General features: G+C 68.8%; 17 protein-coding genes and 1 tRNA gene. 7 read left to right on the top strand and 11 right to left on the bottom strand.

Annotation, left to right across the window (positions count from 1 at the left end; genetic code table 11):
* Positions 1-179: 179 nt before the first annotated feature.
* Entirely contained in the window at positions 180-317 is a 138-nt protein-coding gene (locus tag BLQ77_RS28800; protein WP_165617136.1) for a hypothetical protein, read from the top strand.
* Between the two features lie 156 nt (positions 318-473).
* Here BLQ77_RS28800 and BLQ77_RS16175 read toward each other — a convergent pair whose 3' ends face one another.
* The 6 genes from BLQ77_RS16175 to BLQ77_RS16140 form a co-directional block, all read right to left on the bottom strand.
* Positions 474-1,454 carry a zinc-binding dehydrogenase gene (locus tag BLQ77_RS16175; RefSeq protein ID WP_089961074.1) on the bottom strand — a complete coding sequence of 327 codons (981 nt, stop codon included), beginning with the start codon at positions 1,452-1,454 and terminating at the stop codon, positions 474-476.
* A gap of 15 nt (positions 1,455-1,469) precedes the next feature.
* On the bottom strand, positions 1,470-2,081 hold the full coding sequence (locus tag BLQ77_RS16170; RefSeq protein ID WP_089961070.1) for a TetR/AcrR family transcriptional regulator: 612 nt from the start codon (positions 2,079-2,081) through the stop codon (positions 1,470-1,472).
* A 119-nt stretch (positions 2,082-2,200) separates the two neighbouring features.
* Positions 2,201-2,557, bottom strand: coding sequence for a VanZ family protein (locus tag BLQ77_RS16165; protein WP_089961067.1), 357 nt, complete (start codon positions 2,555-2,557; stop codon positions 2,201-2,203).
* A gap of 1,658 nt (positions 2,558-4,215) precedes the next feature.
* Positions 4,216-4,292 (bottom strand) — tRNA-Ile (locus BLQ77_RS16150).
* Positions 4,293-4,587: 295 nt separating this feature from the next.
* Entirely contained in the window at positions 4,588-5,655 is a 1,068-nt protein-coding gene (locus BLQ77_RS16145; RefSeq protein ID WP_089961062.1) for a site-2 protease family protein, read from the bottom strand.
* Positions 5,656-5,762: 107 nt separating this feature from the next.
* Positions 5,763-6,230 (bottom strand): YbaK/EbsC family protein, encoded by a 468-nt coding sequence (locus tag BLQ77_RS16140; protein WP_008883867.1) that lies wholly within the window; start codon positions 6,228-6,230, stop codon positions 5,763-5,765.
* 117 nt (positions 6,231-6,347) lie between these two features.
* Between BLQ77_RS16140 and glnE the strand changes: the two genes are divergently transcribed.
* The 3 genes from glnE (at position 6,348) to BLQ77_RS16125 (ending at position 12,889) form a co-directional block, all read left to right on the top strand.
* On the top strand, positions 6,348-9,143 hold the full coding sequence (gene glnE, locus BLQ77_RS16135) for a bifunctional [glutamate--ammonia ligase]-adenylyl-L-tyrosine phosphorylase/[glutamate--ammonia-ligase] adenylyltransferase (protein WP_089961059.1): 2,796 nt from the start codon (positions 6,348-6,350) through the stop codon (positions 9,141-9,143).
* A 284-nt stretch (positions 9,144-9,427) separates the two neighbouring features.
* Complete coding sequence (locus tag BLQ77_RS16130; protein ID WP_089961056.1) at positions 9,428-10,678, top strand: vWA domain-containing protein; 1,251 nt, start codon at positions 9,428-9,430, stop codon at positions 10,676-10,678.
* 126 nt (positions 10,679-10,804) lie between these two features.
* A complete protein-coding gene (locus tag BLQ77_RS16125) occupies positions 10,805-12,889 on the top strand; it encodes an OmpA family protein (protein WP_089961053.1) in 2,085 nt (694 codons plus the stop codon).
* A gap of 93 nt (positions 12,890-12,982) precedes the next feature.
* On the opposite strand, the gene BLQ77_RS16120 is transcribed toward BLQ77_RS16125, so the two are convergent.
* The 3 genes from BLQ77_RS16120 to BLQ77_RS16110 all read right to left on the bottom strand — a co-directional run bounded on the left by BLQ77_RS16120 (position 12,983) and on the right by BLQ77_RS16110 (position 15,581).
* Positions 12,983-13,387 (bottom strand): carboxymuconolactone decarboxylase family protein, encoded by a 405-nt coding sequence (locus BLQ77_RS16120; RefSeq protein ID WP_089961050.1) that lies wholly within the window; start codon positions 13,385-13,387, stop codon positions 12,983-12,985.
* Positions 13,332-13,757 (bottom strand): MerR family transcriptional regulator, encoded by a 426-nt coding sequence (locus tag BLQ77_RS16115; protein WP_089961049.1) that lies wholly within the window; start codon positions 13,755-13,757, stop codon positions 13,332-13,334. The genes BLQ77_RS16120 and BLQ77_RS16115 overlap by 56 nt, the downstream gene beginning before the upstream one ends.
* 216 nt (positions 13,758-13,973) lie before the next feature.
* A complete protein-coding gene (locus BLQ77_RS16110) occupies positions 13,974-15,581 on the bottom strand; it encodes a peptide chain release factor 3 (RefSeq protein ID WP_089961272.1) in 1,608 nt (535 codons plus the stop codon).
* A 96-nt stretch (positions 15,582-15,677) separates the two neighbouring features.
* Between BLQ77_RS16110 and BLQ77_RS16105 the strand changes: the two genes are divergently transcribed.
* Entirely contained in the window at positions 15,678-15,932 is a 255-nt protein-coding gene (locus tag BLQ77_RS16105; RefSeq protein WP_089961046.1) for a DUF7218 family protein, read from the top strand.
* Positions 15,933-16,114: 182 nt separating this feature from the next.
* On the opposite strand, the gene BLQ77_RS16100 is transcribed toward BLQ77_RS16105, so the two are convergent.
* On the bottom strand, positions 16,115-17,137 hold the full coding sequence (locus BLQ77_RS16100) for a Hint domain-containing protein (protein WP_242661742.1): 1,023 nt from the start codon (positions 17,135-17,137) through the stop codon (positions 16,115-16,117).
* A 282-nt stretch (positions 17,138-17,419) separates the two neighbouring features.
* Here BLQ77_RS16100 and BLQ77_RS16095 point away from each other — a divergent pair, with 282 nt between their 5' ends.
* Both BLQ77_RS16095 and BLQ77_RS16090 read left to right on the top strand, forming a co-directional pair.
* Positions 17,420-18,199, top strand: a complete 780-nt coding sequence (locus BLQ77_RS16095; protein WP_089961044.1) for an SDR family oxidoreductase — start codon at positions 17,420-17,422, stop codon at positions 18,197-18,199.
* 122 nt (positions 18,200-18,321) lie between these two features.
* A complete protein-coding gene (locus BLQ77_RS16090) occupies positions 18,322-19,458 on the top strand; it encodes a YhaZ family DNA alkylation repair protein (RefSeq protein WP_089961042.1) in 1,137 nt (378 codons plus the stop codon).
* A gap of 561 nt (positions 19,459-20,019) precedes the next feature.
* On the opposite strand, the gene acnA is transcribed toward BLQ77_RS16090, so the two are convergent.
* Positions 20,020-22,791: an aconitate hydratase AcnA gene (gene acnA / locus BLQ77_RS16080; protein ID WP_089961037.1), complete on the bottom strand. Its 2,772-nt coding sequence runs from the start codon at positions 22,789-22,791 to the stop codon at positions 20,020-20,022.
* Positions 22,792-22,796: the final 5 nt, after the last annotated feature.

The raw sequence follows: 22,796 nt of genomic DNA, 5'->3' as shown, positions 1-22,796 counted from the left end.
GACGGATAGATGGATCTCTATGTGTTTTCGCCGACATCACGGGCGGTAGAAATTGTCTCTCGCCGCGAGTTGGATCACCATGGGGATGCTCCAGGAAACTGAAGCAGCGCAATTTGGGCGCCACCCGCCGTATTTCCGGCAATCCTCAGTGTTTGAATTAAGGAGTACGAAATTTGGAAATGTATCTCAGTGCCCTTGCCCTCGTCGTCCTTGTCGGAGGCGCGTTCGAGTACTTCGAGCACCGCGCCCAGCGCAAGGAACAGCTGCGCAAGCAGCAGAACGTCGACTTCCCCGGGCTGAACAACTGGCAGGACTGACCTCGTCGCGGCGATGCGGTCTTTCGGCGCGAGGCTCGTGCCGATGCCAGAGTCCTCCGCGCTACAAGATGGCGCGGGTGGAGCCGCCGGGTCTTATGTGAAAGCGCCGCCCTGCTCGGGGGCGGCGCTGTATATTTCGGGATCTGCCGAAGGCCGTCAGGGACGCAGCAGGATCTTGCCGGAGCGGCCCGGGGTGAGCGCCGCGGTCATCGCCTCGCGGCACTCCGCCAGCGCGAAGACACCGCCGCTGTCGAGCGGCAGCGCGCCCTTCGTGGCCAGCTCCAGCAGCTCGCCGAGCAGCGCCATGCGGGTGTCGGTCGCCATCTCTTGGCTCACCTTCGCGCCCCAGAAGCCCTTCACGGTCACATGCTTGGTGATCAGATCGCCGGTCGAAAGCTGCAGTGGCGCCCCGGTCGCGGTGCCGAAGACCACGAGTTCGCCATCCACGCCGAGCAGGTCCACCAGATCCATCCCGAATTCCCCGCCGACGGAGTCGATGGCCGAGACCGCCCCGGCCTCGCCGATCAGCGTCTTCGCCTGCGCCTTCCAGTCGGGCGCCTCGGTCGAGAGCACGTTCTCGATGCCCGCCGCACGCAGCTCGTCCGCTGCCGCGTCCCGGCGCACGAGGCTCAGCAGCCGAATGCCGCGCGCCTTTGCCAGCGCCACCATGATCTTGCCGACGGCGCCGTTCGCGGCGGTCTGCGCCAGCCACTCGCCCTTGCGCACCTTCAGCGTCTGCAGAAGCGACAGGGCGCTGAACGGCATCGCGATGAGCTGGGCAGCGGCGGTGTCGGGGATTGCGTCGGGCAGGGGCACGACGCCGCCCGCGGGAGCGGTGAAGTACTCGGCCCAACTCCCGTGCACGCCGGCGGCGGCAACGCGTTTTCCGAGCAGTGCGGGGTCGGCGCCCTCTCCAAGCGCCTCGACGATGCCGACCGCCTCGGAGCCGCCGATGGCGCCGGGAAGCGGCGGCTTGTAGCCGTATTGCCCGCGCACGGTCCACAGGTCGTGGTTGTGGATCGGCGACAGCACCATGCGGATCAGCACCTCGCCGGCGGCGGGGGCAGGGCGCGCGGTCTCGCGCGCGGTGAGGACGTCGGCGGGCTCGCCGAAGGTATCGTGGATGACAGCGAACATGCTGGTGTCTCCTTGTCAGGTGGTTTCAGGGGGCCCGGAGGGGGCAAGCCGGGCGGCAGTCTCGTCGCGCGCAGCCCGCAGCGGTGCGTCGCTGCGCGCGAGTTTCGCGAGCACGGCGGCGCCCAGCCACGTGGCATAAAGCATGCGGGCGGTGGTCTCGGGGGCGTCGAACGCACGGATAGAGCCGTCCTTCGCGCCGTCCCGCAGCAGCGCGGCAAGGCGCAGGATCAGCGCGTCGATGCCGCGGTCGAGGGTCTCGCGCATCGGCTCCGAGAGGTCGGCCACCTCCGCGCCCAGCTTGACCACGAGGCACTCGCTGGCGATGCCCGCGTTGCCTGCCTGTTCGAGCCAGGCGTCCCAGAACGCCCCGAGCTTCTCGCCGGCGGTGCCGGGTCCGGCCGCGAGCGCGTCGACCCTCGCGAGGTACTGCGCGACATAGTCCTCGAGCAGCGCCGCGCCGAACGCCTCCTTCGAGGCGAAGTAGTGGTAGAACGAGCCCTTCGGCACCCCGCTCTCGGCAAGGATGCGCGACAGGCCGACGCCCGAAAAGCCGTGGCGGAGCAACAGCACCCGCCCGGCATCGAGGATACGCTTCCGCGTGAGATCAGATTTGCTTTCTCCGGTCATGACGGAGGAGGTAGGTCGGAATAGACCGGTCGTCTAGTGATGACGTCGCGGCAGATTTCTCTGGTCGGGGATCTGGTCCGCCGGGCCGGTGGGATTGCCTTTCGGCAGCCAGTGCACCCTCAGGCGCGCGACACGGTCCGGAAGAACGCCGCCCGTACGGCGGCTCCGAAGCCCGTCGCAAGCGCCAGGCCGACCAGGTCGGCGAGCCAGTCCGCGAGCTCTCCGTCGCGTCCGACGCTCATCTGGACGATCTCGATGACGCCGCCGAAGATCGCGACGGCAGGCACTAGGGACCAGAGCCAGCGGGGCCGGAAAACGGCGGCGGGGAACACGATCGCGCCGAACCCGAGCGCGTGCTGCACCTTGTCTCCGGACAGCGCGTCTCCGGGCACCACCCGGGGCCCCACGGTGAGGTAGGTCACTGTCAGGATGAGCAGGAGCGTGAGGGCTGCGGTGAAGAGGGAGGTGCGGGTCATCCGGCACTCAGACCACGCCAACCGGCCGATATCCAGTGCCATCTGCGTGAGGGCCCGTGTGCGGGCAGCCCTCTGCCCGGTTGCGAGGCGCTGATCGCCTGCGGCGCACGCCAGCGCTCTGCTTGCGTGCAATCGCTCGCCCCGTCGCCGCGGGGGGCAAGGTTCCGACCTCCCAGACCGCGCCGGATCCGGGGACGCTGGATATCCGGAAGGGACCCCGCCGGCTCGGGACGGTTGTTGATGTCCTGAGAGGGAGGGTGTTCGCGCCATCGCACCTGCCGCCCGCGCGCAGCCGAAGACCCCTCCCAAGGATCCCGAAGACGTCGCACCGAAGACGATGGGGCCACGGGAACAGGAGGCCCAGATGCCCAAGGATACCCGCCAGACTGCCGTGCTCTACCGCATGGTCATGCCAGAACATGCCTGCGTCGCCTTGCTGCTCTTGGCGCGCCATTGGGCCACGCTCTCGCCGAGACGGAAGTCGAGTTCCTCCTCGGTCTCGACATTGAGGTGTATGTCGTTGGCGAACTCGCGGCAGACGTAGTTCCACCAGTCGCGGATCAGCGGGTCGGGGTGTGGGCTGCCATCACGTCCGTTCCTTTCCGCATCCGTCGCAGATGATGGGTTTCGCGCGCAGTAGGCGGAGCGCCACCGCGCCGCGGTGAGGGCAGGGGGAGAAGCCGGGGATCCTGCGAGATCCTGTTCGAGAGGGTCCGGGTGGGGTTACCAAATACCTCGTGATTGGGGGGCGACCAGACGCCCCGCACTGTTTCCAAAAGGTGAACGAATCAAGTGACTTATGATAGCGCTGACGCGCGAGTAACGGGCTTGAGAAGTATGTCGCGCGGGCGACAGTTGTTTCGATTTTTGGAAATGTATATTTCAGGAGTTGAAATCTAAAAATCGTTGAAATTGAACTTGTTATCTTTTTCTGCATCTGCGAGATGATCGGACTCGACACCTGTGAGGTGACACGGCAAAACCCACGGTGTCCGGTTTGGACATCTGAGTGAGTGGAATTGATTATGTCGTAAACGCTCGAAGCGGAGATTTTTCCGCAAAGGCGTTCTGTAAGAATTGAAGAGTTTCTTTCTTTATCAATCTGCCCTGGCATGGCTTCCGTAGCATGCCGGGGCAATTTGGTTTGTAGGACAGCGTTGCCTCTCATGCCGCCAGCTCCTCGCTTGCCGATGCGAGATGCCCTTGAGCGACATGAGCGACATGAGCGACGGGGCGATGAGGGTAAGCCCTGCGCCGCCTGCCGTGACGGTGTGTGTCGGTTCACTGACGCCCTGCCACGGCTCCTGACTGTTCCTCATGGTTGCCATGAGAGGGGCGATGACCGCGTGTTGGATGCCGCCCACAGTGATGGTGCCTAGGAGGTGGCGAGGTGCGAGAGCCAACAAATATCGATCGCTTCTAACCATAGTGCGCGGGTCTGCCTTCTTCGGGTCCGACCGGCTGGCCGCTCACCGACGCGGCATTGGCCCGGCTGCGGTGCTCGGCCTGGCAGCCGGAGGAGGTTCCGTTCCGGTGGAGCCATGGCACGCGTGATTCCGGTGGTCCACTTCGCTCGTAACCCATTGATACAATATGGACCCATGCCGCGCTAAGGTGGTCCACGTTGCCATTGATTTTACTGGATTTTCGGTGGTTCTTGGTAGGCCCGGCAGGACTTGAACCCGCAACCAAGGCGTTATGAGCGCCCTGCTCTAACCAATTGAGCTACAGGCCCACCGTGCATGCTTCAGTAGCATCAGTACCGGAGGGGTCAAGCTCTTCGCGCGGGAGACGGAGGGGCGTCGGGCATGCGCTGACCTCAGAGCAACCGGCGTGCCGGGCAAGGGGGAGGAGCGACGGAGGAGAGCTGCGGCCTGCAAAGTGGCGAGGGCCGGGTGGGAGCGCGCTCTCAGCCTGACCTTGTGCAGCGCCCGACCGAACCTTGTGCCTCAGCACCTAACCTCGCACCGCACAGGACCCGACCTTGTGCCGCCCGGGGACCCAGCCTCGCGCCATGCCCGACCCGCGTGTCACCGCGGCGCGCGCAGGACCATGAGCTCGCCCACGTTCTCGCGCGTGATGTAGCCCAGCACCCTGCCGTCCGGATCGGTGACGGCGACGGCGGGGGCATCGGCGAGGGCGTCGAGGGCGGCCTCGAGCGCGGTGCCGAGGGTGACCTGCGGCACCTCCTCCATCACGTCGCCCACCGCCTGCGTGGTGTGCCCTGAGGCCATGGCGCGGAAGAGCGCCGTGCGGGTCAGGAAGCCGGCGAGGTGATCCTCCGGGTCGAGCACCGGGAACTCGTGCTGCGTGGTGCGGATCAGGGTCTGGGCGGCGACATGCATGGGATCGGCCGGGCGCAGGCTCTCGAAGCTGGTGATCATCGCGTCCCGCGCCAGAAGCCCGCCGGCGACGGCGCGCGAGGCCACGTCCTGGCTCTCGGCCTGGCCGGCGAAATAGACGAAGAGTGCGATCAGCAGCAGCATGAAGTTGCCCGAGGCGAGCCCCCAGAAGGCGAAGAGGAAGGCCATGACCTGGCCTGCGGTCGCGGCGGCGCGGGTGGCATGGACCCGGTCCATCCGGGTGGCGAGCAGGGCGCGCAGCACCCGTCCACCGTCCATCGGGAAGGCGGGGAGCAGGTTGAAGAGCGCGAGGAACAGGTTCACCGCCGCCAGCTGGCCAAGGAAGGATCCGGGCACCGAGGTGCCGAGGCCTGCCAGCGCGTCGATCGAGGTACCCGCACCGGCGAGCATCAGCACCGACCAGATCACGATGTTGACCGCGGGCCCCGCAAGGGCGACCGCGATCTCCTGCGCGGGCTTCTCGGGCATGCGCTCGAGCCGCGCCAGCCCGCCGATCGGCAGAAGCGTGATGTCCGGGGTCTGGATGCCGTAGCGGCGGGCGGTCAGGGCGTGGCCGAATTCATGCGCGACGACGCAGGCGAAGAGCGCCAGCACGAAGGCGAGGTTCTGCAGCGCCGCCTGCGGCCCGCCGCTCGACCACGCGGCGACGCCGATCCAGGCGAGCAGCAGGAAGAAGGTCGCGTGGACGCGAAGCTCGGACCCGAACAGCCGCCCGATGGAAAAAGACCAGCTCATGCGATGCACTCCCACCCTGTTACGGGCTCCACCATGGGACAGGGGGCGCAGGGCGGCAAGGGCCGCCGATGCCGCATCCGGGGGGCACCGGCGTCTCGGGGCATCCCTCAGAGCGTGAAGGCCGCGGGCACGGCACCGGTCAGCCCCGGCAGCAGGTGCGCATCCAGCGCGAAGACGTGGCGCGGGGTGCCGGCGGCGGCCCAGATCGTGGTGAACTCGAGCAGCCGCGGATCGATCCAGGCGCGGATCGGCGAGAGGTGACCGACCGGGGCGACGCCACCGATGGCGAAGCCCGTCTGCGCCCGGATCAGCGCCGCATCGGCTTTGCCCAGCGGCTCTCCCGCCAGCGCCGAGGCCTTCTCGGCGCAGACCTTGTTGCCGCCTGCGGTCAGGAACAGCACCGCCTCGCCGCTGGTCTCGGCGCGGAAAATGATCGACTTGGCGATCTGGTCGATCTCGCAGCCCACGCTGTCGGCGGCCTCCTGCGCGGTGCGGGCCTGCCCGACCTCGCGGATGTCGGCGTCGAGGCCCGCGTCTTCCAGTGCGCGGCGCACCCGTGCAAGGCTCTTGCTCATGGTTCTTTCCTCATCCCTTGTCGGTCGTCCGAAGTCCGGCCGGTTAGAGCGCGATGCGACGACGGGTGCAAGACCGCGCCATTGCGCAGACCGGGGCGGCTCGGTCATACAGGCGGCATGAGCTTTGCATCCCGCATCACCCGCCTGCCGCGTGCCCTTGAAACCGACCTCGGAGACGAGGCCCGTGCCGTCACCCCCTGGGCCGAGGGCGACATCGCCGCGCTGATCGCCGGCGCCGGCGGGTCGAGCCCCTATCTCAAGGGGCTGATCCAGAAAGAGGGCGACTGGCTCGAAGCCGCGGTCGAGGCGCCGGAAGACGCCTTCACGACGCTCTGCGAAGACCTGGGCGAGACCTCAGACGATACGCTCGAGACCGCGCTGCGGCAGGGCAAGCGGCGGGTGGCGTTGCTCACGGGTCTTGCCGATCTCGGCGGCGTCTGGGAGCTGGAGCAGGTGACCGGGGCGCTGACCCGCTACGCCGACCTGTCGGTGCAGCTCGCTCTGCGCGCCGCCATCGCCCGCGAGATCCGGCGCGGCAAGCTGCCGGGCGCGACCGAGGACGACATCGCCACGGCGGGCGGCATGGTGGTGCTGGCCATGGGAAAGATGGGCGCCTTCGAGCTCAACTACAGCTCGGACATCGACCTCATCTGCCTCTTCGACGAGACCCGCTTCGAGCGCGACGATTTCCACGACGCCCGCAGCGCCTTTGTCCGCGCCACGCGGCGCATGTCGGGCACGCTCAACGACCTGACCGGCGAGGGCTACGTCTTTCGCACCGACCTGCGGCTGCGTCCCGATCCCTCGGTGACGCCGGTCTGCATCGCCATGGAGGCCGCCGAGCGCTACTACGAGAGCCTTGGCCGGGCCTGGGAGCGGGCGGCCTACATCAAGGCGCGGCCCTGCGCCGGTGACACCGCGGCGGGCGAGCGCTTCCTCGAGACGCTGCGGCCCTTCGTCTGGCGCCGCCACCTCGATTTCGCCGCGATCCAGGACGCCCATGACATGCGCCTGCGCTACCGCGACAAGAAGGGGCACGGGCCGATCACGCTGCCGGGCCACGACATGAAGCTCGGACGGGGCGGCATCCGCGAGATCGAGTTCTTCACCCAGACCCGCCAGATCATCGCCGGCGGGCGCGACCCGGACCTGCGGGTGCGCGCCACCGTGGACGGGCTGCGGGTGCTGTCGGAAAAGGGCTGGGTGCCGTGGGACGTGACCACGCGGCTGACCGAGCACTACCGCTTCCACCGCGAGGTCGAGCATCGGGTGCAGATGGTTGGCGATGCCCAGACCCACCTGCTGCCCGGCAACGACGCGGGGTTCGAGCGGCTCGCGGCACTGATGGGGCGCGAGCGGGCGGGGCTCGAGGAGGAGCTGCGCGCGCGGCTCGAGGAGGTGCACGAGCTCACCGAGGGGTTCTTCGCCCCCGACGCCCGCGACGCCACCGAAAGCGACATCCCCGACGAGATCGAGCGCAGCCCGCTGGTGGCGCGCTGGCCAAGCTATCCCGCTCTGCGCTCGGGCCGGGCGGTGGAGATCTTCAAGCGGCTGAAGCCCGAGATCCTCGGGCGGCTCGCCCGGGCCGCGCGCCCGCAGGAGGCGCTGACCGCCTTCGACGGCTTCCTTGCCGGATTGCCCGCAGGGGTGCAGCTCTTCTCGCTGTTCGATGCCAACCCGCAGCTTGTCGACCTGCTGGTCGACATCGTCTCGACCTCGCCCGATCTCGCGCGGCACCTGTCGCGCAACTCCAGCGTTTTCGATGCGGTGATCGGCGGCGATTTCTTCAGCCCGTGGCCGGGGCCGCAGGCGCTCACCGCCGAGCTCTCCGAGATCCTCGCACGCGAGGACGACTACGAGAGCCGCCTCGACATGGCGCGGCGCTGGCAGAAGGAATGGCACTTCCGTGCGGGCGTGCATCTGCTGCGCGGGCTGAGCGAGCCCGAGGAAGCGGGGCAGCATTACGCCGATCTCGCGCAGGCCTCGCTGGCGGCGATCCTGCCGGTGGTGGAGGCCGAGTTCGCCCGCAAGCACGGTGCGCCGCCGGGGCGCGGGGCCGTCGTGGTGGGCATGGGCTCACTCGGCGCGCGGCACCTGCACGCGCTTTCGGATCTCGACCTCATCGTGATCTACGACGCCGACGGGGTCGAGGCCTCGGATGGCCGACGCCCGCTGCCCGCGCGGACCTACTACGCGCGGCTCACGCAGGCGGCGATCACTGCGATGACGGCGCCGATGGCCGAGGGCAAGCTCTACGAGATCGACATGCGTCTGCGGCCCTCGGGCAACCAGGGCCCGGTGGCGACCTCGCTCACCGCCTTCAGCGAGTACCAGCGCGAGCGGGCGTGGGTCTGGGAGCACCTCGCGCTGACCCGCTCGCGGGTGATTGCGGGGCCGCCCGAACTGGCGGCCGAGGTCGAGGCGCTGCGCTCCGAGATCCTTGCAGCACCTCCTCCGCGCGAGCAGGTGCTAACCGAGCTTTCCGAGATGCGCGCGCGCATCAGTGCCGCCAAGGGCCGGGGCGATGCGTGGGATCCCAAGCTCGGGCGCGGGCGGATGCAGGACATCGAGCTTCTGTCGCAGGCCGGGTCGCTGCTGTCGGGGCAGGCGCCGCGCAGCACCATCCGCGGGCTCGCCGCCGCGGCCCGGCAGGGCTGGCTGCCCAAGGCGGCGGCCGAGCAGCTCGCGGCCACCTACCGGCTGTGCTGGAGCCTGCAGATCGGCGCGCGGCTGATCACCCAGGGGCGGCTCGATCCCGAGAGTCTGGGCGTGGGCGGCTGCGCTTTCCTCACGCGGCTGACCGGCACCGAGGGGTCCGACGACCTGAGCGCCCGGCTGGCGACGATGACGGCTGAGGCCTCGGGTCACATCGACGCGGCGCTGGCCGAGGTGGAGGGGACGTCGGGGGGCTGACGGGGTCGGGATGCGCCGAAGAGGTCATCCCGAAGAGGTGATCATCCTGACGGACCGCCCGGAGACGCGATCATCCTGAAGGGCATGCCGTCGCCGCGGGTGGCCTGACGGCCATCCCTCGAAAAGGACATCGCCGAGACCACACCGCCTCGCCGCCCGACCCCATCACCGTGCCAGGGGCCGCCGCCGACCCCACCAACCCGCCCCCGACCAACGGAGGGCTTGCGACCCGGACCCGCATCGGTTTCCCTGTGCCGACGGTCCCCGAACCGCCACGGAGCAACATGCCGGAATACCTGCCCATCGCGGTGCCTGACGACCCGAGGCTCGCGCAGAACATCATCCACTTCGCCCGGGCGCTGCGGCGGGCCGGGCTGCCCGTGGGGCCGGGCCGGGTGATCGACGCCATCCGGGCGGTGGCGGCGGCGGGGTTCACCGACCGGATGGACTTCTACTGGACGCTGCACGCCTGTTTCGTGAACCGTCCCGAACATCGCGTCGTCTTCGCCCAGATCTTCCGCCTCTACTGGCGCGACCCACGCTATCTCGAGCACATGATGTCGATGATGCTCCCCGCGGTGCGCGGTGTGCAGGAGGAGAAGCTGGCGCAATCGGCCGAGAAACGCGCTGCGCAGGCGCTGCTCGGCGACCAGATGCCCGAGCTGCCCCAGCCCGAGGGCGACGACGAGGGCACCAAGCTCGAGATTGACAGCTCCTTCACCATCTCCGCCGAGGAGCGGCTCAAGACGCTGGATTTCGAGCAGATGTCCACCGCCGAGATCGCCGAGGCCAAGCGCATGCTGGCGCGGCTGCGGCTGCCGGTGAAGCCGATCCCGTCGCGCCGGGGCATGGCCGCGCATGGCGGGCGGCGGATCGACTGGCGCCGCACGCTGCGGACCTCGATGCGGCAGGGCGGCGAGATGCGGGAGCTCTCGCACCTGAAGCCGCGCCCGCGCTGGCCGAACCTCGTGGTGCTCTGCGACATCTCGGGAAGCATGTCGCAGTATTCCCGCATGGTGCTGCATTTCCTGCACGCGGTGGCGAACGAGAAGGGCGCGGGATGGGCCAAGGTCCACGCCTTCACCTTCGGCACGCGGCTTACCAACATCACCCGCCACCTCGCGACCCGCGACGTCGATGCGGCGCTGCGCGCGGCCGGGGCCGAGGCGCAGGACTGGCAGGGGGGCACCCGTATCGGCCAGTGCCTGCACGACTTCAACCGCGACTGGTCGCGCCGGGTCATGGGGCAGGGTGCGGTGGTGCTCCTGATCACCGACGGGCTCGACCGTGACGACGCCGAGGCGCTGGAGCGCGAGATCGAGCGGCTGCACCTGTCATCGCGGCGGCTGATCTGGCTCAACCCGCTGCTGCGCTGGGACGGGTTCGCGCCCAAGGCCAAGGGCATCCGCGCCATGCTGCCCCACGTCGACAGCTTCCGCGCCGGCCACTCGATCCAGTCGCTCGAGCAGCTGGCCGAGGCGATCTCGCGTCCCGACGACGCGGGCGAAAAGCAGCGGCTCTTGGACGCGCTCTGAGGCCCTCCGGTGCCCGGCCCAGCGTCGCGGGTGGCAATTTCCTGCCTATATTTTGAACAAAATCTGTCTGAGCGCGTTTCTGTCGGGATCGCCGCAGCCATTGCGGCACGGAGGAAAGGACCGAGAATGCGCACGACCAAACCGTTTCTGAGAACCACCACCGCGCTGGTGCTGATGGCGAGCCTCGCGCTGCCCGCAGCGGCGCAATCGCTGTCGGGCATGAAGCAGAAGGAGATCATGGACGGGGCGCTGGCGGGGACGGTCGATCTCGGATTCGACACCTCCGGCATGACCCGCGGCCAGATCCGTTCGCGCATCGTCGAGGTCGCCTCGCAATGCGCCACGGGTGAGGCGGCTGACGGCGTCGACTGCGCTGTCGTGGCCCAGATCCCCCAGAAGCTGACCCAGGCGAAAGGCGAAGACGCCGCCGCAGCCAAGGCGGCGACCCCCAGCGAAGCGCCCGCAGCCGACCGCGCCGACGCCCCGGACGCGGCCCCGGCGGATGCGCCCGCCGCGCAGGCGGAGGCATCCGAGCCGGCCCAGCCGGCCGCGGAGCAGGCCGCAGAGCAGGCGGAGCCCTCTGAGAAGGCCACCAAGAAACAGAAGCAGGCCGACGCCAAGGCCGAGAAGAAGGCTGCCAAGAAGGAGCAGAAGGCAGAGGCCAAGACCAAGAAGGCCGAGAAGGCCGGTCAGCAGGCCGCCGCGGACACGCCGTCCGAGGACGACCTCGCCAAGGCGCTCGCCGCGCAGGAGACCGCCGACCAGAGCGCCAAGGCGGCCGACAGCTCCGAGCCCGTAGCGGGCCCGGAGACCACGGCGCAGGATGCAGACCCGGCCCCGAAGACCACGGCAGAGGCACCCGCCGAAACGCCCGACACCACCGCTGAGGCGCCGAGCGCCGCGCCGGAGACGACGGCTGACGCGCAGACCGACGCCCCCGCCAAGGCCGACAGCGAAGCGGTGGCCACCACTGACGCTCAGACCGGCGAGACCCGCACCGAGACGCCCGGGCAAACCGCCGAGACCGAGGCCGCGCCGCTTGACGAAGCCGACCGCGAGGCCGCCGCAGCGGGCCCCGAGGATGTCACTGCCCAGCAGCAGGCCGACGCCGTTGCCCGCATCGCCGAACGTCTGGGCCTTGGCGCCGCCGCCGCGGCCGCTGCCGGCAATGGCGAGCAGGCTGACGCCGAGGTGGTCGAGGAAGAGGTCACCGCCGAGGACGTCCGCAGCTCGGACGAGGACTTCGACACCCGTATCGGCGAGAACGCCGGCGAGACCAAGAAGAAGAACCAGAAGAAGGCGTCCAAGGATGACGACGACCGCGGTCTCACGGATGCGCAGAAGACCGCGCTCGTGGGCCTTGGTGCGCTGGCACTGACCCAGTTCCTCGGCAACGACGCCAAGGTGGTCGAGAACTCCGGTGACCGCGTGGTGGTCGAGGAGGGTGGCCAGTACCGCGTGCTGCGCAACGACGATGTGCTGCTGCGCCGTCCGGGTTCGGACGTCACCACCTACCGCTATGACGACGGCTCGACCCGCAGCGTCGTGGAATACGACGACGGCAACGTGGTCGAAACGGTGAAGGCCGCCGACGGCCGCGTGCTGCGCCGCACACGGACGCTGCCCGACGGTCAGTCCATCGTGCTCTTCGACGACACCCAGGCCGAGACCGAGGTCGTGGTAAACGATCTGCCGCAGACCACCGAGACGCCGCGCCGGATGAACTTCCAGGAGGTGGACGAGACCGAGCTGGCGGCCGCGCTCGCTGCCGAGAGCGGCACGTCGGTGGACCGGACCTTCTCGCTCAACCAGATCCGCAACATCGACGCGGTGCGCCATCTCGTGCCCGAGGTCAGCGTGGACTCGATCAACTTCGAGACCGGCTCGGCCGCGATTCGGCCCGAAGAAGCGCGCGCGCTGGCAGCGCTCGGCAACGCCATGAAGCAGGTGATCGCCGAACGCCCGGGCGAGGTCTTCCTGATCGAGGGCCACACCGACGCGGTGGGCAGCTGGACCTACAACCTCGCGCTGTCCGACCGCCGGGCGGAATCGGTGGCTCTGGCACTGACCGAGTATTTTGACGTGCCGCCCGAGAACATGGTGCTTCAGGGCTACGGCGAGGGTGACCTCGCGGTGCAGAGCGACGCCGCCGAACGCGAGAACCGCCGCGCCGCCGTGCGCCGCATCACGCCGCTGCTTCAGGGCAGCTGAGGCTTCGCCGCGCGCGCCGTCGATGGTGCGCGCGGACCGAACGGGATCGCGTCGCGCAGGCAAGCGCGGCGCGATTTTCGTTTGTATTGTGGGCTATTGACCCTCGACCTTCACGTCACGCGCCGAGAACACCTCGCGCGCGACCGCCAGCGCATTCAGCGCCGCTGGGAAGCCCGCGTAGACGCTCATCTGGATCATGATCTCGACGATCTCCTGCCGGGTGACGCCCACGTTGAGCGCCCCCTGCACGTGCACTCCAAGCTGCTTCGGCGCCGTTGCCATCGCCGACAGCGCCGCCACGGTCGCGATCTCGCGGTCGCGCAGCGACAGGCCTTCGCGGGCGTAGATGTCGCCGAAGGGGAACTCGAAGAGCAGCTCGGCAAAATCCGGGGCGATGTCCTGCAGCCCCGCGATCACCGCGTGGCCGGCCTCGCCGTCGATCTCATCGAGCAGCCTGCGGCCGCGTTCGCCTCGTGTTTCCGGTGTGCTCTGCAACATGGTCAGGTCCTTTCGCGTCTGACATCGTCGCCTCGTAGGAGGCGATCTTGCTGTCGAGAACGGAGAGGCAGTCCTGCAGCTCGGCCACGCGCCGCGCCACCTCGGCACGATGCTCCCGCAGCATCCGGGCGCGCTCGGGCGTGGTGACCTCGCCCTCGGCCCGCGCCCGGGCATAGGCCAGCATTCCCGAGATCGGCATGCCGGTGGTCTTGAGCCGCCCGAGGAACTTCGCCCAGCGCAGCTCGGCCGGCCCGTAGATCCGGTGCCCGGCGCTGTCGCGCAGGGGCGGCTCGATGAGGCCGATCTTCTCGTAGTAGCGCAGGGTGTCCACCGCGAACCCGGTGGCCTGCGCGAACTCTGCGATCCGCATGGCAGGGGCCTTTCGTCCGTTCGACGCTTCCCCTTGTGGGGGCTGGAGCGCACTCCAGGTCAAGGGAAAATTTCGGCTCACGTAGGCCCCGGCAGGGGCGTGCGGCCGATACCGGTCCCGCGTCCCCGTCCAGACGTGCGGCTCCTGAGCACCGGCAAGGCCCGTGCCCCGAAGCCCCGGAACGGAAAAGGCCGGGCAGGGCGCCCGGCCATCCGATCAGACCATCATTTCCTTGGTGGCCGAGAGCCTGATGTCGGGATAATCCCGCACCACCCGGTCGATGTCCCATTGCAGCCGGGTCATGTAGACCACGTCGCCGTCGTTGTCGTGGGCGATGTGCTGCTTGTTGGCGTTGACGAATTTCTCCACCGCCGCCTTGTCGCCATGCACCCAGCGCGCCGAGGTGAACTGCGAGGCCTCGAAGCGGACCGGCAGCCCGTATTCCTGCTCGATCCGCGCGCCCAGCACCTCGAACTGCAGCGCGCCCACGACGCCCACGATGTAGCCCGAGCCGATGTTGGGCTTGAAGACCTTGGCGGCGCCCTCCTCGGCGAACTGGAACAGCGCCTTCTCGAGGTGCTTGGCCTTCATCGGGTCGCCCGCGCGCACGCTCTGCAGAAGCTCGGGGGCGAACGAGGGGATGCCGGTGACCTTCAGCGTCTCGCCCTCGGTCAGCGTGTCGCCGATGCGCAGCTGGCCGTGGTTGGGAATGCCGATGATGTCGCCGGCCCAGGCCTCTTCCGCCAGTTCGCGGTCGGCGGCGAGGAAAAGCACCGGATTGGCGATCGCCATGGGCTTCTTGGTCCGCACGTGGGTGAGCTTCATGCCGCGCTCGAAATGCCCCGAGGCGAGGCGGACGAAGGCCACCCGGTCGCGGTGCTTGGGGTCCATGTTGGCCTGCACCTTGAAGACGAAGCCCGCGACCTTCTTCTCGTCGGGGGCAATCTGCCGGGGCTCGGCGCTGGTGGGCTGCGGCTCGGGCGCGAGGTTGCCGATGCCGTCCATCAGCTCCTTCACGCCAAAGGAGTTGATCGCGGAGCCGAACCAGATCGGCGTCATGTGGCCTTCGAGAATGGACTGCGGGTCGAGCGCGGGCAGCAGCTCGCGCGCCATCTCGACCTCTTCCTTGAGCTGGTCGAGCAGGTGCGCGGGCACGTGCTCGGCAAGCTTGGGGTCGTCGAGCCCCTCGATGCGGATCGACGCCGCCACCTTGTTGCGGTCGGCGCGGTCCATGAGCTCGAGCCGGTTGCGCAGCATGTCGTAGCAGCCGATGAAATCGCGCCCCATGCCGATGGGCCAAGAGGCGGGGGTGACGTCGATGGCCAGGTTTTCCTGGATCTCGTCGATGATCTCGAAGGTGTCGCGCGCCTCGCGGTCCATCTTGTTGCAGAAGGTCAGGATCGGCAGGTCGCGCAGGCGGCACACCTCGAACAGCTTCTGGGTCTGGCTCTCCACGCCCTTGGCGCCGTCGATGACCATGATCGCCGCATCCACTGCCGTCAGGGTGCGATAGGTGTCCTCGGAGAAATCCGAGTGGCCGGGCGTGTCCACGAGGTTGTAGCGGAAGTTGCCGTAATCGAAGGACATGGCCGAGGCCGAGACCGAGATCCCGCGCTCCTGCTCCATCTTCATGAAGTCCGACCGGGTGCGCCGCGCCTCGCCCTTGGCACGCACCTGTCCCGCCATCTGGATGGCGCCGCCATACAGAAGGAATTTCTCGGTCAGCGTGGTCTTGCCCGCGTCCGGGTGCGAGATGATCGCAAAGGTGCGGCGGCGGGCGATTTCCGCGGGAAGGTCGGGGCGGTTCGAGGGCGTGTCCAGCATGGCGCGCATATAGCTTCACCGCCCCCGCTTGGGAAGGCCCCGCGGAACCCTCCGGCCCGCCTGCGGGTTCTTCCTGCGCAGAGAGGAGACACAGCGATGGCCAACCCCAGCCTCAAGAACGAAGAACTCTACGAGACCCTGCGCGACAAGGGCATGTCGAAGGAAAAGGCGGCCCGGATCTCGAATGCCGAGGCCAACCCCGACATGCACCCCTCCGAGAAGGGCGGCAAGGCGCATCCCTACGAGGACTGGACCAAAGACGCGCTCTACGCCCGCGCGCAGGAAATCGACATCGCAGGCCGCTCCACCATGACCAAAGCCGAGCTCATCAAGGCCCTCCGCTCCCACTGACGCGCAGCTCTCACCGCCTCACCTCGGCCCCCGACCACCACAGCGCGGTCCCTGATCACCAATCCGGACCACCGTCCGCGACACACCCGCCCGGCGCCCGCCCTTCATCTTGCCAGATAAACTCCGGGGGAGTCGCCCAACGGGCGACGGGCAGCGCCCCCTTTCAACCCGACCCACACGCATCACCCGCCGGAACTGCGCCGCAGCAACTCCGCCAGCCCGGGCCGCCCGAGCAGCGCCTCCTGCACCTCGAGACCGCGGTGATCGCTGTCGCGGTGCCCGGGGAGCACCTCGGCCATCCGCTCGACGAGTTCCTCGGGCAGGGCTGCCCGGGTGCGCCCGTCCACCAGCATGGATTCCGCGGCGATGCCCTCGGCGTAGATGATCTGGTGGTGGTCGAAGAGCATCTGGAAATACTCGACGAAGCCGCCCCCGACGCGGCGGATGCTGTCGCCGTTCACGAGGTGGCGCGCCTTCACAAGCACCTCCGGGCGCCCCGCACCCAACCGGTCCTCGCGCTGGTAGATGAAGAGCCGGTGGTCGGGGCTCACCACGAGGTCGCCCGCGTTGTTGAGCGCGCCCGCCCGGATCAGGACCGGGGCGAAAGCGCCGACCGCGCGCGCCGTGTGCTGGCCGATCCAGCGCAGTGGCTGCGGGCCGTCGTCGCGCGTCAGCACGCGGTCGCCCACGGCCAGATCCTCGACCCGCCGCTGCTCGCCCGAGGCCAGCGTGATCATCGTGCCGCGGGTGAAGGAGACGCAGGCCGCCTGCGCGAATTTCTGCAGCGCGCCGTCGCGGCTTATCCCCACCAGGGCGTAGTCCTGCCGGGCGGTCATCTCGCCCAGCGGCAGGAAGAACAGGTCGGCGACGTTGCCCTCCGCATCGGTCTCGACCAGCATCAGCCCCTCGGAGGTCTGGCCGTCGCCGCACATGAAGGTCAGCACGCAGTCGAGATGCAGCGCCGCGCCGTCGGTGCCGATCTCGCCGGGCCCGATGCCGAAGGGCGGGGCGCTGGACGGCCGCACCGCGAGCCTGCGCAGGGACGCCAGCGGCGAGACCCGGTAAATGTCGTCGGGCAGCATGTCCTCGGCAAGGCCCAGACCATCGCCGAGATTGGCACCGTTGACGACGCGGATCTGCTCGGCACGGTAGACTCCGACGCTGTGCGCCGCACGATACCTTGCCTCCTCCGTCCCTGTCGCCACGTCCCGATCCCTCGTCCTGCCCGATACATCCGCCTCGCGCCTCAGCTGCCTCGAGGACGTGCAGCAAGCGGTGCCGCCCAAGGTGCCGCCCCCCGCCGCCGGTGACAAGGCCCCGCCAAGCGCCCGACGAAAGACGTCGCGGTCAAAGTCCCCCTCGGTCACAGCCGTCCGCAGCCGCGCCCCATTGAATGCCACCCGAATGTGTCATCAAATGGGACGACCCTCCCGCGGCCACACACGCAGACGCGCGGCCGAGGGACACGACAAAGGAGCGAACAAGCGATGGATCTGAAGATTTCCGGCAAGCGGGCGCTGGTCTGCGCCTCGTCCAGGGGGCTGGGGCTCGGCTGTGCCGAGGCGCTGGCCGAGGCGGGCTGCACGCTGATCATGAACGCGCGCAGCGCGGGCCCGCTCGAGGAGGCGGCGGAGACGATCCGCGCCGCCCACGGCGTCGAAGTGATCACCGTGGCCGCCGACATCGTCGACCCCGAGGGCCGCGCCCGGGTGCTCGAGGCGGCGGGGCAGGTCGACATCCTCGTGACCAACGCCGGCGGACCGCCGCCGGGCTACTGGATCGACTGGGACCGCGACGATTTCATCGACGCGCTCGATGGCTCGATGCTGACGCCCATCGCGCTCATGCAGGCGCTGATCCCCGGCATGATGGAGCGCGGCTGGGGCCGGGTGGTCAACATCACCTCGCGCTCGGTCAAGGCGCCGCTGCTGCCGCTGGGCCTTTCGAACTCGGCCCGCGCCGGGCTCACCGGATTCGTGGCCGGCACCGCGCGGCAGATCGCCAACAAGGGCGTGACCATCAACAACCTGCTGCCCGGCGTGCACGACACCGCCCGCATCGTGCAGATGGACGACCTGGTGATGGAGCGCGACGGCATCAGCCGCGACGAGGCCCGCAAGATCCGCGCCGCCGGCATCCCCGCCGGCCGCTACGGCGACCCGGCCGAGTTCGGCAGGATGTGCGCCTTCCTGTGCTCGGATCACGCAGGCTACATCGTGGCGCAGAACATCGTGCTCGACGGGGGCGAGACCTTTGCCACCATCTGACCGGGCCCGCCCTGACGCCGCGTCCCGGCCTTCCAATGGCCATAAATATCCCGGGGGAGTCGCCGCAAGGCGACGGGGGCAGCGCCCCCTCCCCGGGGCCTCGGTCCGCGAGCCGGCATCTCATGGCGCGCGGGCCTGACGGCAAGGGCGGCGGCGCGGGGTTCTCTCTCGCCGACCAGCTCTTCAACGCGCAAAGCACCGCCGATCTCGCGGCGGATTTCGCGGTGCTGCCCGGCTTCGACGCCGGGCGCTTCCTCGACGCCGTGCTGCCGCGCTTCCCGGGGGAGGGCGTGCACGCAAGGCTTGGGGTGCTCGCGGACGGGCTCGAGGAGCAGCTGCCGCGGGACTTCCCCGCCATGGCCGAGGCGCTCGAGGCGGCGATGCCACCGCCGCTCGATCCCACCCGCGGCGACGACGATTTCGGCCGCTTCATCCACGGCGTGCACGGCGTCCTGGCCGCGCGCCACGGGCTCGAGACCCCCGAGCGCGCGCTCGACCTGATCCACGCGGCGACGCAGCGCTTCTCGATGGAATACGCCATCCGGCCCTTCCTGAACCGCTGGCCCGAGCGGGTACTGGCGCGCATGTCGGGCTGGGTGGAGGATCCGCACTACCACGTGCGCCGGCTGGTCTCGGAAGGGACCCGCCCGCGCCTGCCGTGGGGCACCGGCATCCGCCTCGACCCGCTGGCGCCGCTGCCGCTGCTCGATGCCCTGCACGGCGATCCCACGCGCTTCGTCACCCGCTCCGTGGCGAACCATCTCAACGACCTGAGCCGACCGCACCCCGAGGCGGTGATCGACCGCCTTCAGACCTGGCAGGCCGAGGCGCGGCAGGCACCGGGTGAGCTCGGCTGGATGACCCGCCACGCCCTGCGCACCGCAGTGAAGCGCGGCGCCCCCGAGGCGCTGGCCTTGCTGGGCTACCGCGCCGACCTGCCGGTGACGGCGACGCTCTCTGTGCCACCGCGCGTGCGCATCGGCGAGGAGCTCGGGGTCGTGGCCGAGCTGCGGGGGACCGAGGCGGGGCCCGTGCTGGTCGATTACCGCCTGCGCTTCTTCCGGCCTTCGGGCAGCGCCGAGAAGGTCTTCAAGCTGCGCGCTGGCAAGCTGGCGCCGGGCAAGCCGCTGCGGCTCGAGAAGCGGCACCGCATGAAGGGCGACGCCACCACCTTCCGCCTGCACCCGGGCCCGCATGCGGTGATCCTGCAGGTCAACGGGCGGGACGTGGCAGAGGCGGTGTTTGACCTCGCAGACTGAGGCGGCGTCCTTGCCGGAGCGGGCTGCCCGTGGCGGGCGTCGGTTGCCTCCGGCAGGAGTTTAACTGGCAAGATGAAGTTGGGGCGCGGGTGCCGGAGATTGGCGCTTGTGGCGGGCGTCGGGTGCCTCCGGCGGGAGTTTGACTGGCAAGATGAAGTTGGGGCGCGGGTGCCGGAGATTGGCGCTTGTGGCGGGCGTCGGGTGCCTCCGGCGGGAGTTTGTCTGGCAAGATGAAGTTGGGGCGCGGGTGCCGGGGATTGGTGCCCGTGGCGGGCGTCGGGTGCCTCCGGCGGGAGTTTGTCTGGCAAGATGAAGCTGGGGGGCGGGTGCCGGGATTTGTGCTCGTGGTGGAGGGCGGGCGCCTTCGGTGGGAGTTTGTCTGGCGAGGTGAAGGAAGGCGTGTGGTGGGCGAGGTCGTGGGGCCTCTGGTGCCGGGGGGCGGGCAGGGTGTTTCGGGACAGGGGGGTGAGGGAGGCGCAGTGCCTGCGGGTGGCGGACACGAGAAACCCCGCCGGCTTTGGGCCGGCGGGGTGATGAGTCGGCTCGGGGCCGAGGTTCGTGTCAGGCGCGGGCGAGGTCGCGGAGCACGTAGTGCAGCACGCCGCCGTGCTCGACGTATTCCTTCTCGATCGCGGTATCGATCCGACATTTCAGCGTGATCGTCTTCGTCGAGCCGTCCGCGAAGGTGATCTCGCAGGGGACTTCGGCCAGCGGCCTGATGCTGTCGAGCCCGGTGATCGAGACCGTTTCCTCGCCGGTGAGGCCCAGTGTCTTGCGGGTGTCGCCCCCGGTGAACTCGAAGGGAATGACCCCCATGCCCACGAGGTTGGAGCGGTGGATACGCTCGAAGCTCTCGGCGATCACCGCCTTCACCCCCAGCAGCGCCGTGCCCTTGGCCGCCCAGTCGCGCGAGGAGCCCGCGCCGTACTGTTCACCGCCGAAGATCACCAGCGGCGTGCCCTGATCCTGGTAGGCCATGGAGGCCTCGTAGATCGAGGTCTGCTTGCCGTCCGGGCCCTTGGTGTAGCCGCCCTCGACCCCGTCCAGCATCTCGTTCTTGATGCGGATGTTGGCGAAGGTGCCGCGCATCATCACCTCGTGGTTGCCACGCCGCGAGCCGTAGGAGTTGAATTCGCGCACCGGCACCTGCCGTTCGATCAGGTACTGGCCGGCCGGGGTGCTTTCCTTGAACGAGCCCGCGGGCGAGATGTGGTCGGTGGTGATCATGTCGCCCAGGAGCGCGAGCACCTTGGCGCCCTCGATGTTGGTGATCACGCCCGGATCTTTGGACATGCCCTGGAAATACGGCGGATTCTGCACATAGGTCGAGGTCGCCGGCCAGTCGTAGGTCTCGCCGCCGTTCACCTCGACGGCCTGCCACTTCTCGTCGCCCTTGAAGACGTCGGCGTACTTGGACTGGAACGACTCGCGCGTCACGGTCTTCTCGACCAGTTCGGCGATCTCGGCGTTCGACGGCCAGATGTCCTTGAGGTAGACGTCGTTGCCGTCCTTGTCGGTGCCGATGGGATCGGTCGCGATGTTGACGTTCATGTCGCCGACCAGCGCGTAGGCCACCACCAGCGGCGGCGAGGCGAGGTAGTTTGCGCGCACATCCGGAGAGATCCGGCCCTCGAAGTTGCGGTTGCCCGAGAGCACCGCGGTGGCGATCAGGTCGTAGTCGTTGATCGCCTTCGAGATCGGCGCATCCAGCGGACCGGAGTTGCCGATGCAGGTGGTGCAGCCGTAGCCCACGAGGTTGAAGCCGATGGCGTCGAGATCCTTCTGCAGGTCGGCGGCCTCGAGATAGTCCGACACCACCTGCGAGCCCGGCGCCAGCGAGGTCTTCACCCACGGCTTGCGGTTGAGCCCCAGCTCGCGCGCCTTCCGGGCGACGAGGCCGGCGCCGATCATCACGTAGGGGTTCGAGGTGTTGGTGCAGGAGGTGATCGAGGCGATCACGATGGAGCCGTCGTGCAGCTGGTAGGCGCCGTCCTCGGTCTTGTACCAGCCCTTCTTGTGGTGGCCTTTGTCACCGGGCACGTCGACGGGCTCGGGGGCGCCGCCCTCGGCTTCCCAGCGCGCCTCGGAGCTTTCCGACGCATCCTTGCCCGAGCGCAGGCCCTCGACGAACTTGGAGAAGGCCGGGCCCGCGCCGTCGAGCGCGATGTAGTCCTGCGGCCGCTTGGGACCGGAGATCGCCGGCACGATGGTGCCCATGTCGAGCTCGAGCGTGTCGGTGTAGATCGGATCGTAGTCCGCTGTCCGCCACATGCCGTTTTCCTTGGCATAGGCCTCGACCAGCGCGATGCGGTCCTTGTCGCGGCCGGTCTGCTCGAGATACCGGATGGTCTCGGCGTCGATCGGGAAGAAGCCGCAGGTGGCGCCGTATTCGGGCGCCATGTTGGCGATGGTGGCGCGCTGTGCCAGCGGCAGGTTGTCGAGGCCGGAGCCGTAGAATTCCACGAACTTGCCGACCACGCCCTTCTCGCGCAGCATCTCGACGACCTTGAGCACAAGGTCGGTGCCGGTGGTGCCCTCGACCATCTCGCCGGTCAGCTTGAAGCCCACGACCTCGGGGATCAGCATCGAGATCGGCTGGCCCAGCATCGCGGCCTCGGCCTCGATGCCGCCCACGCCCCAGCCCAGCACGGCGGCGCCGTTGACCATGGTGGTGTGGCTGTCGGTGCCCACCAGCGTGTCGGGGTACGCCACTTCTGCGCCGTCCTGGTCAGTGTCGGTCCAGACGGTCTGCGCGAGGTACTCGAGGTTCACCTGGTGGCAGATGCCGGTGCCCGGCGGCACCACGCGGAAGTTGTTGAAGGCCGACTGGCCCCACTTCAGGAACTCGTAGCGTTCGATGTTGCGCTCGTACTCGCGGTCCACGTTCATCTGGAAGGCGCGCGGGTTGCCGAACTCGTCGATCATCACCGAGTGGTCGATCACCAGATCGACCGGGTTCAGCGGGTTGATCTTCTGCGCGTCGCCCCCCAGCGCCTTGATGCCGTCGCGCATGGCGGCGAGGTCGACCACTGCGGGGACGCCGGTGAAATCCTGCATCAGCACGCGGGCGGGGCGGTAGGCGAGCTCGCGGTCGCCCTTGCCGCCGTTCTTGCCCCAGTCCGAAAACGCCTTGACGTCATCGACCGAGACCGTCTTGCCGTCCTCGAAACGCAGCATGTTCTCGAGCACCACCTTTAGGGCGGCGGGAAGGTTCGAGAACGTGCCGAGGCCCGCGGCTTCGGCCGCCGGGATCGAGTAATAGGCATAGGTCTTGCCGTTTACCTCAAGCGTCTTGCGGGTGCTGGACGTGTCCTGTCCGACGATGATTGGCATGATGG

Origin of the sequence: Salipiger thiooxidans (assembly GCF_900102075.1) — a bacterium.
GTDB lineage: Bacteria > Pseudomonadota > Alphaproteobacteria > Rhodobacterales > Rhodobacteraceae > Salipiger > Salipiger thiooxidans.
The sequence above is the reverse complement of the archived record's forward strand: the minus strand, read 5'-3'. Positions and strand labels throughout refer to the sequence as shown.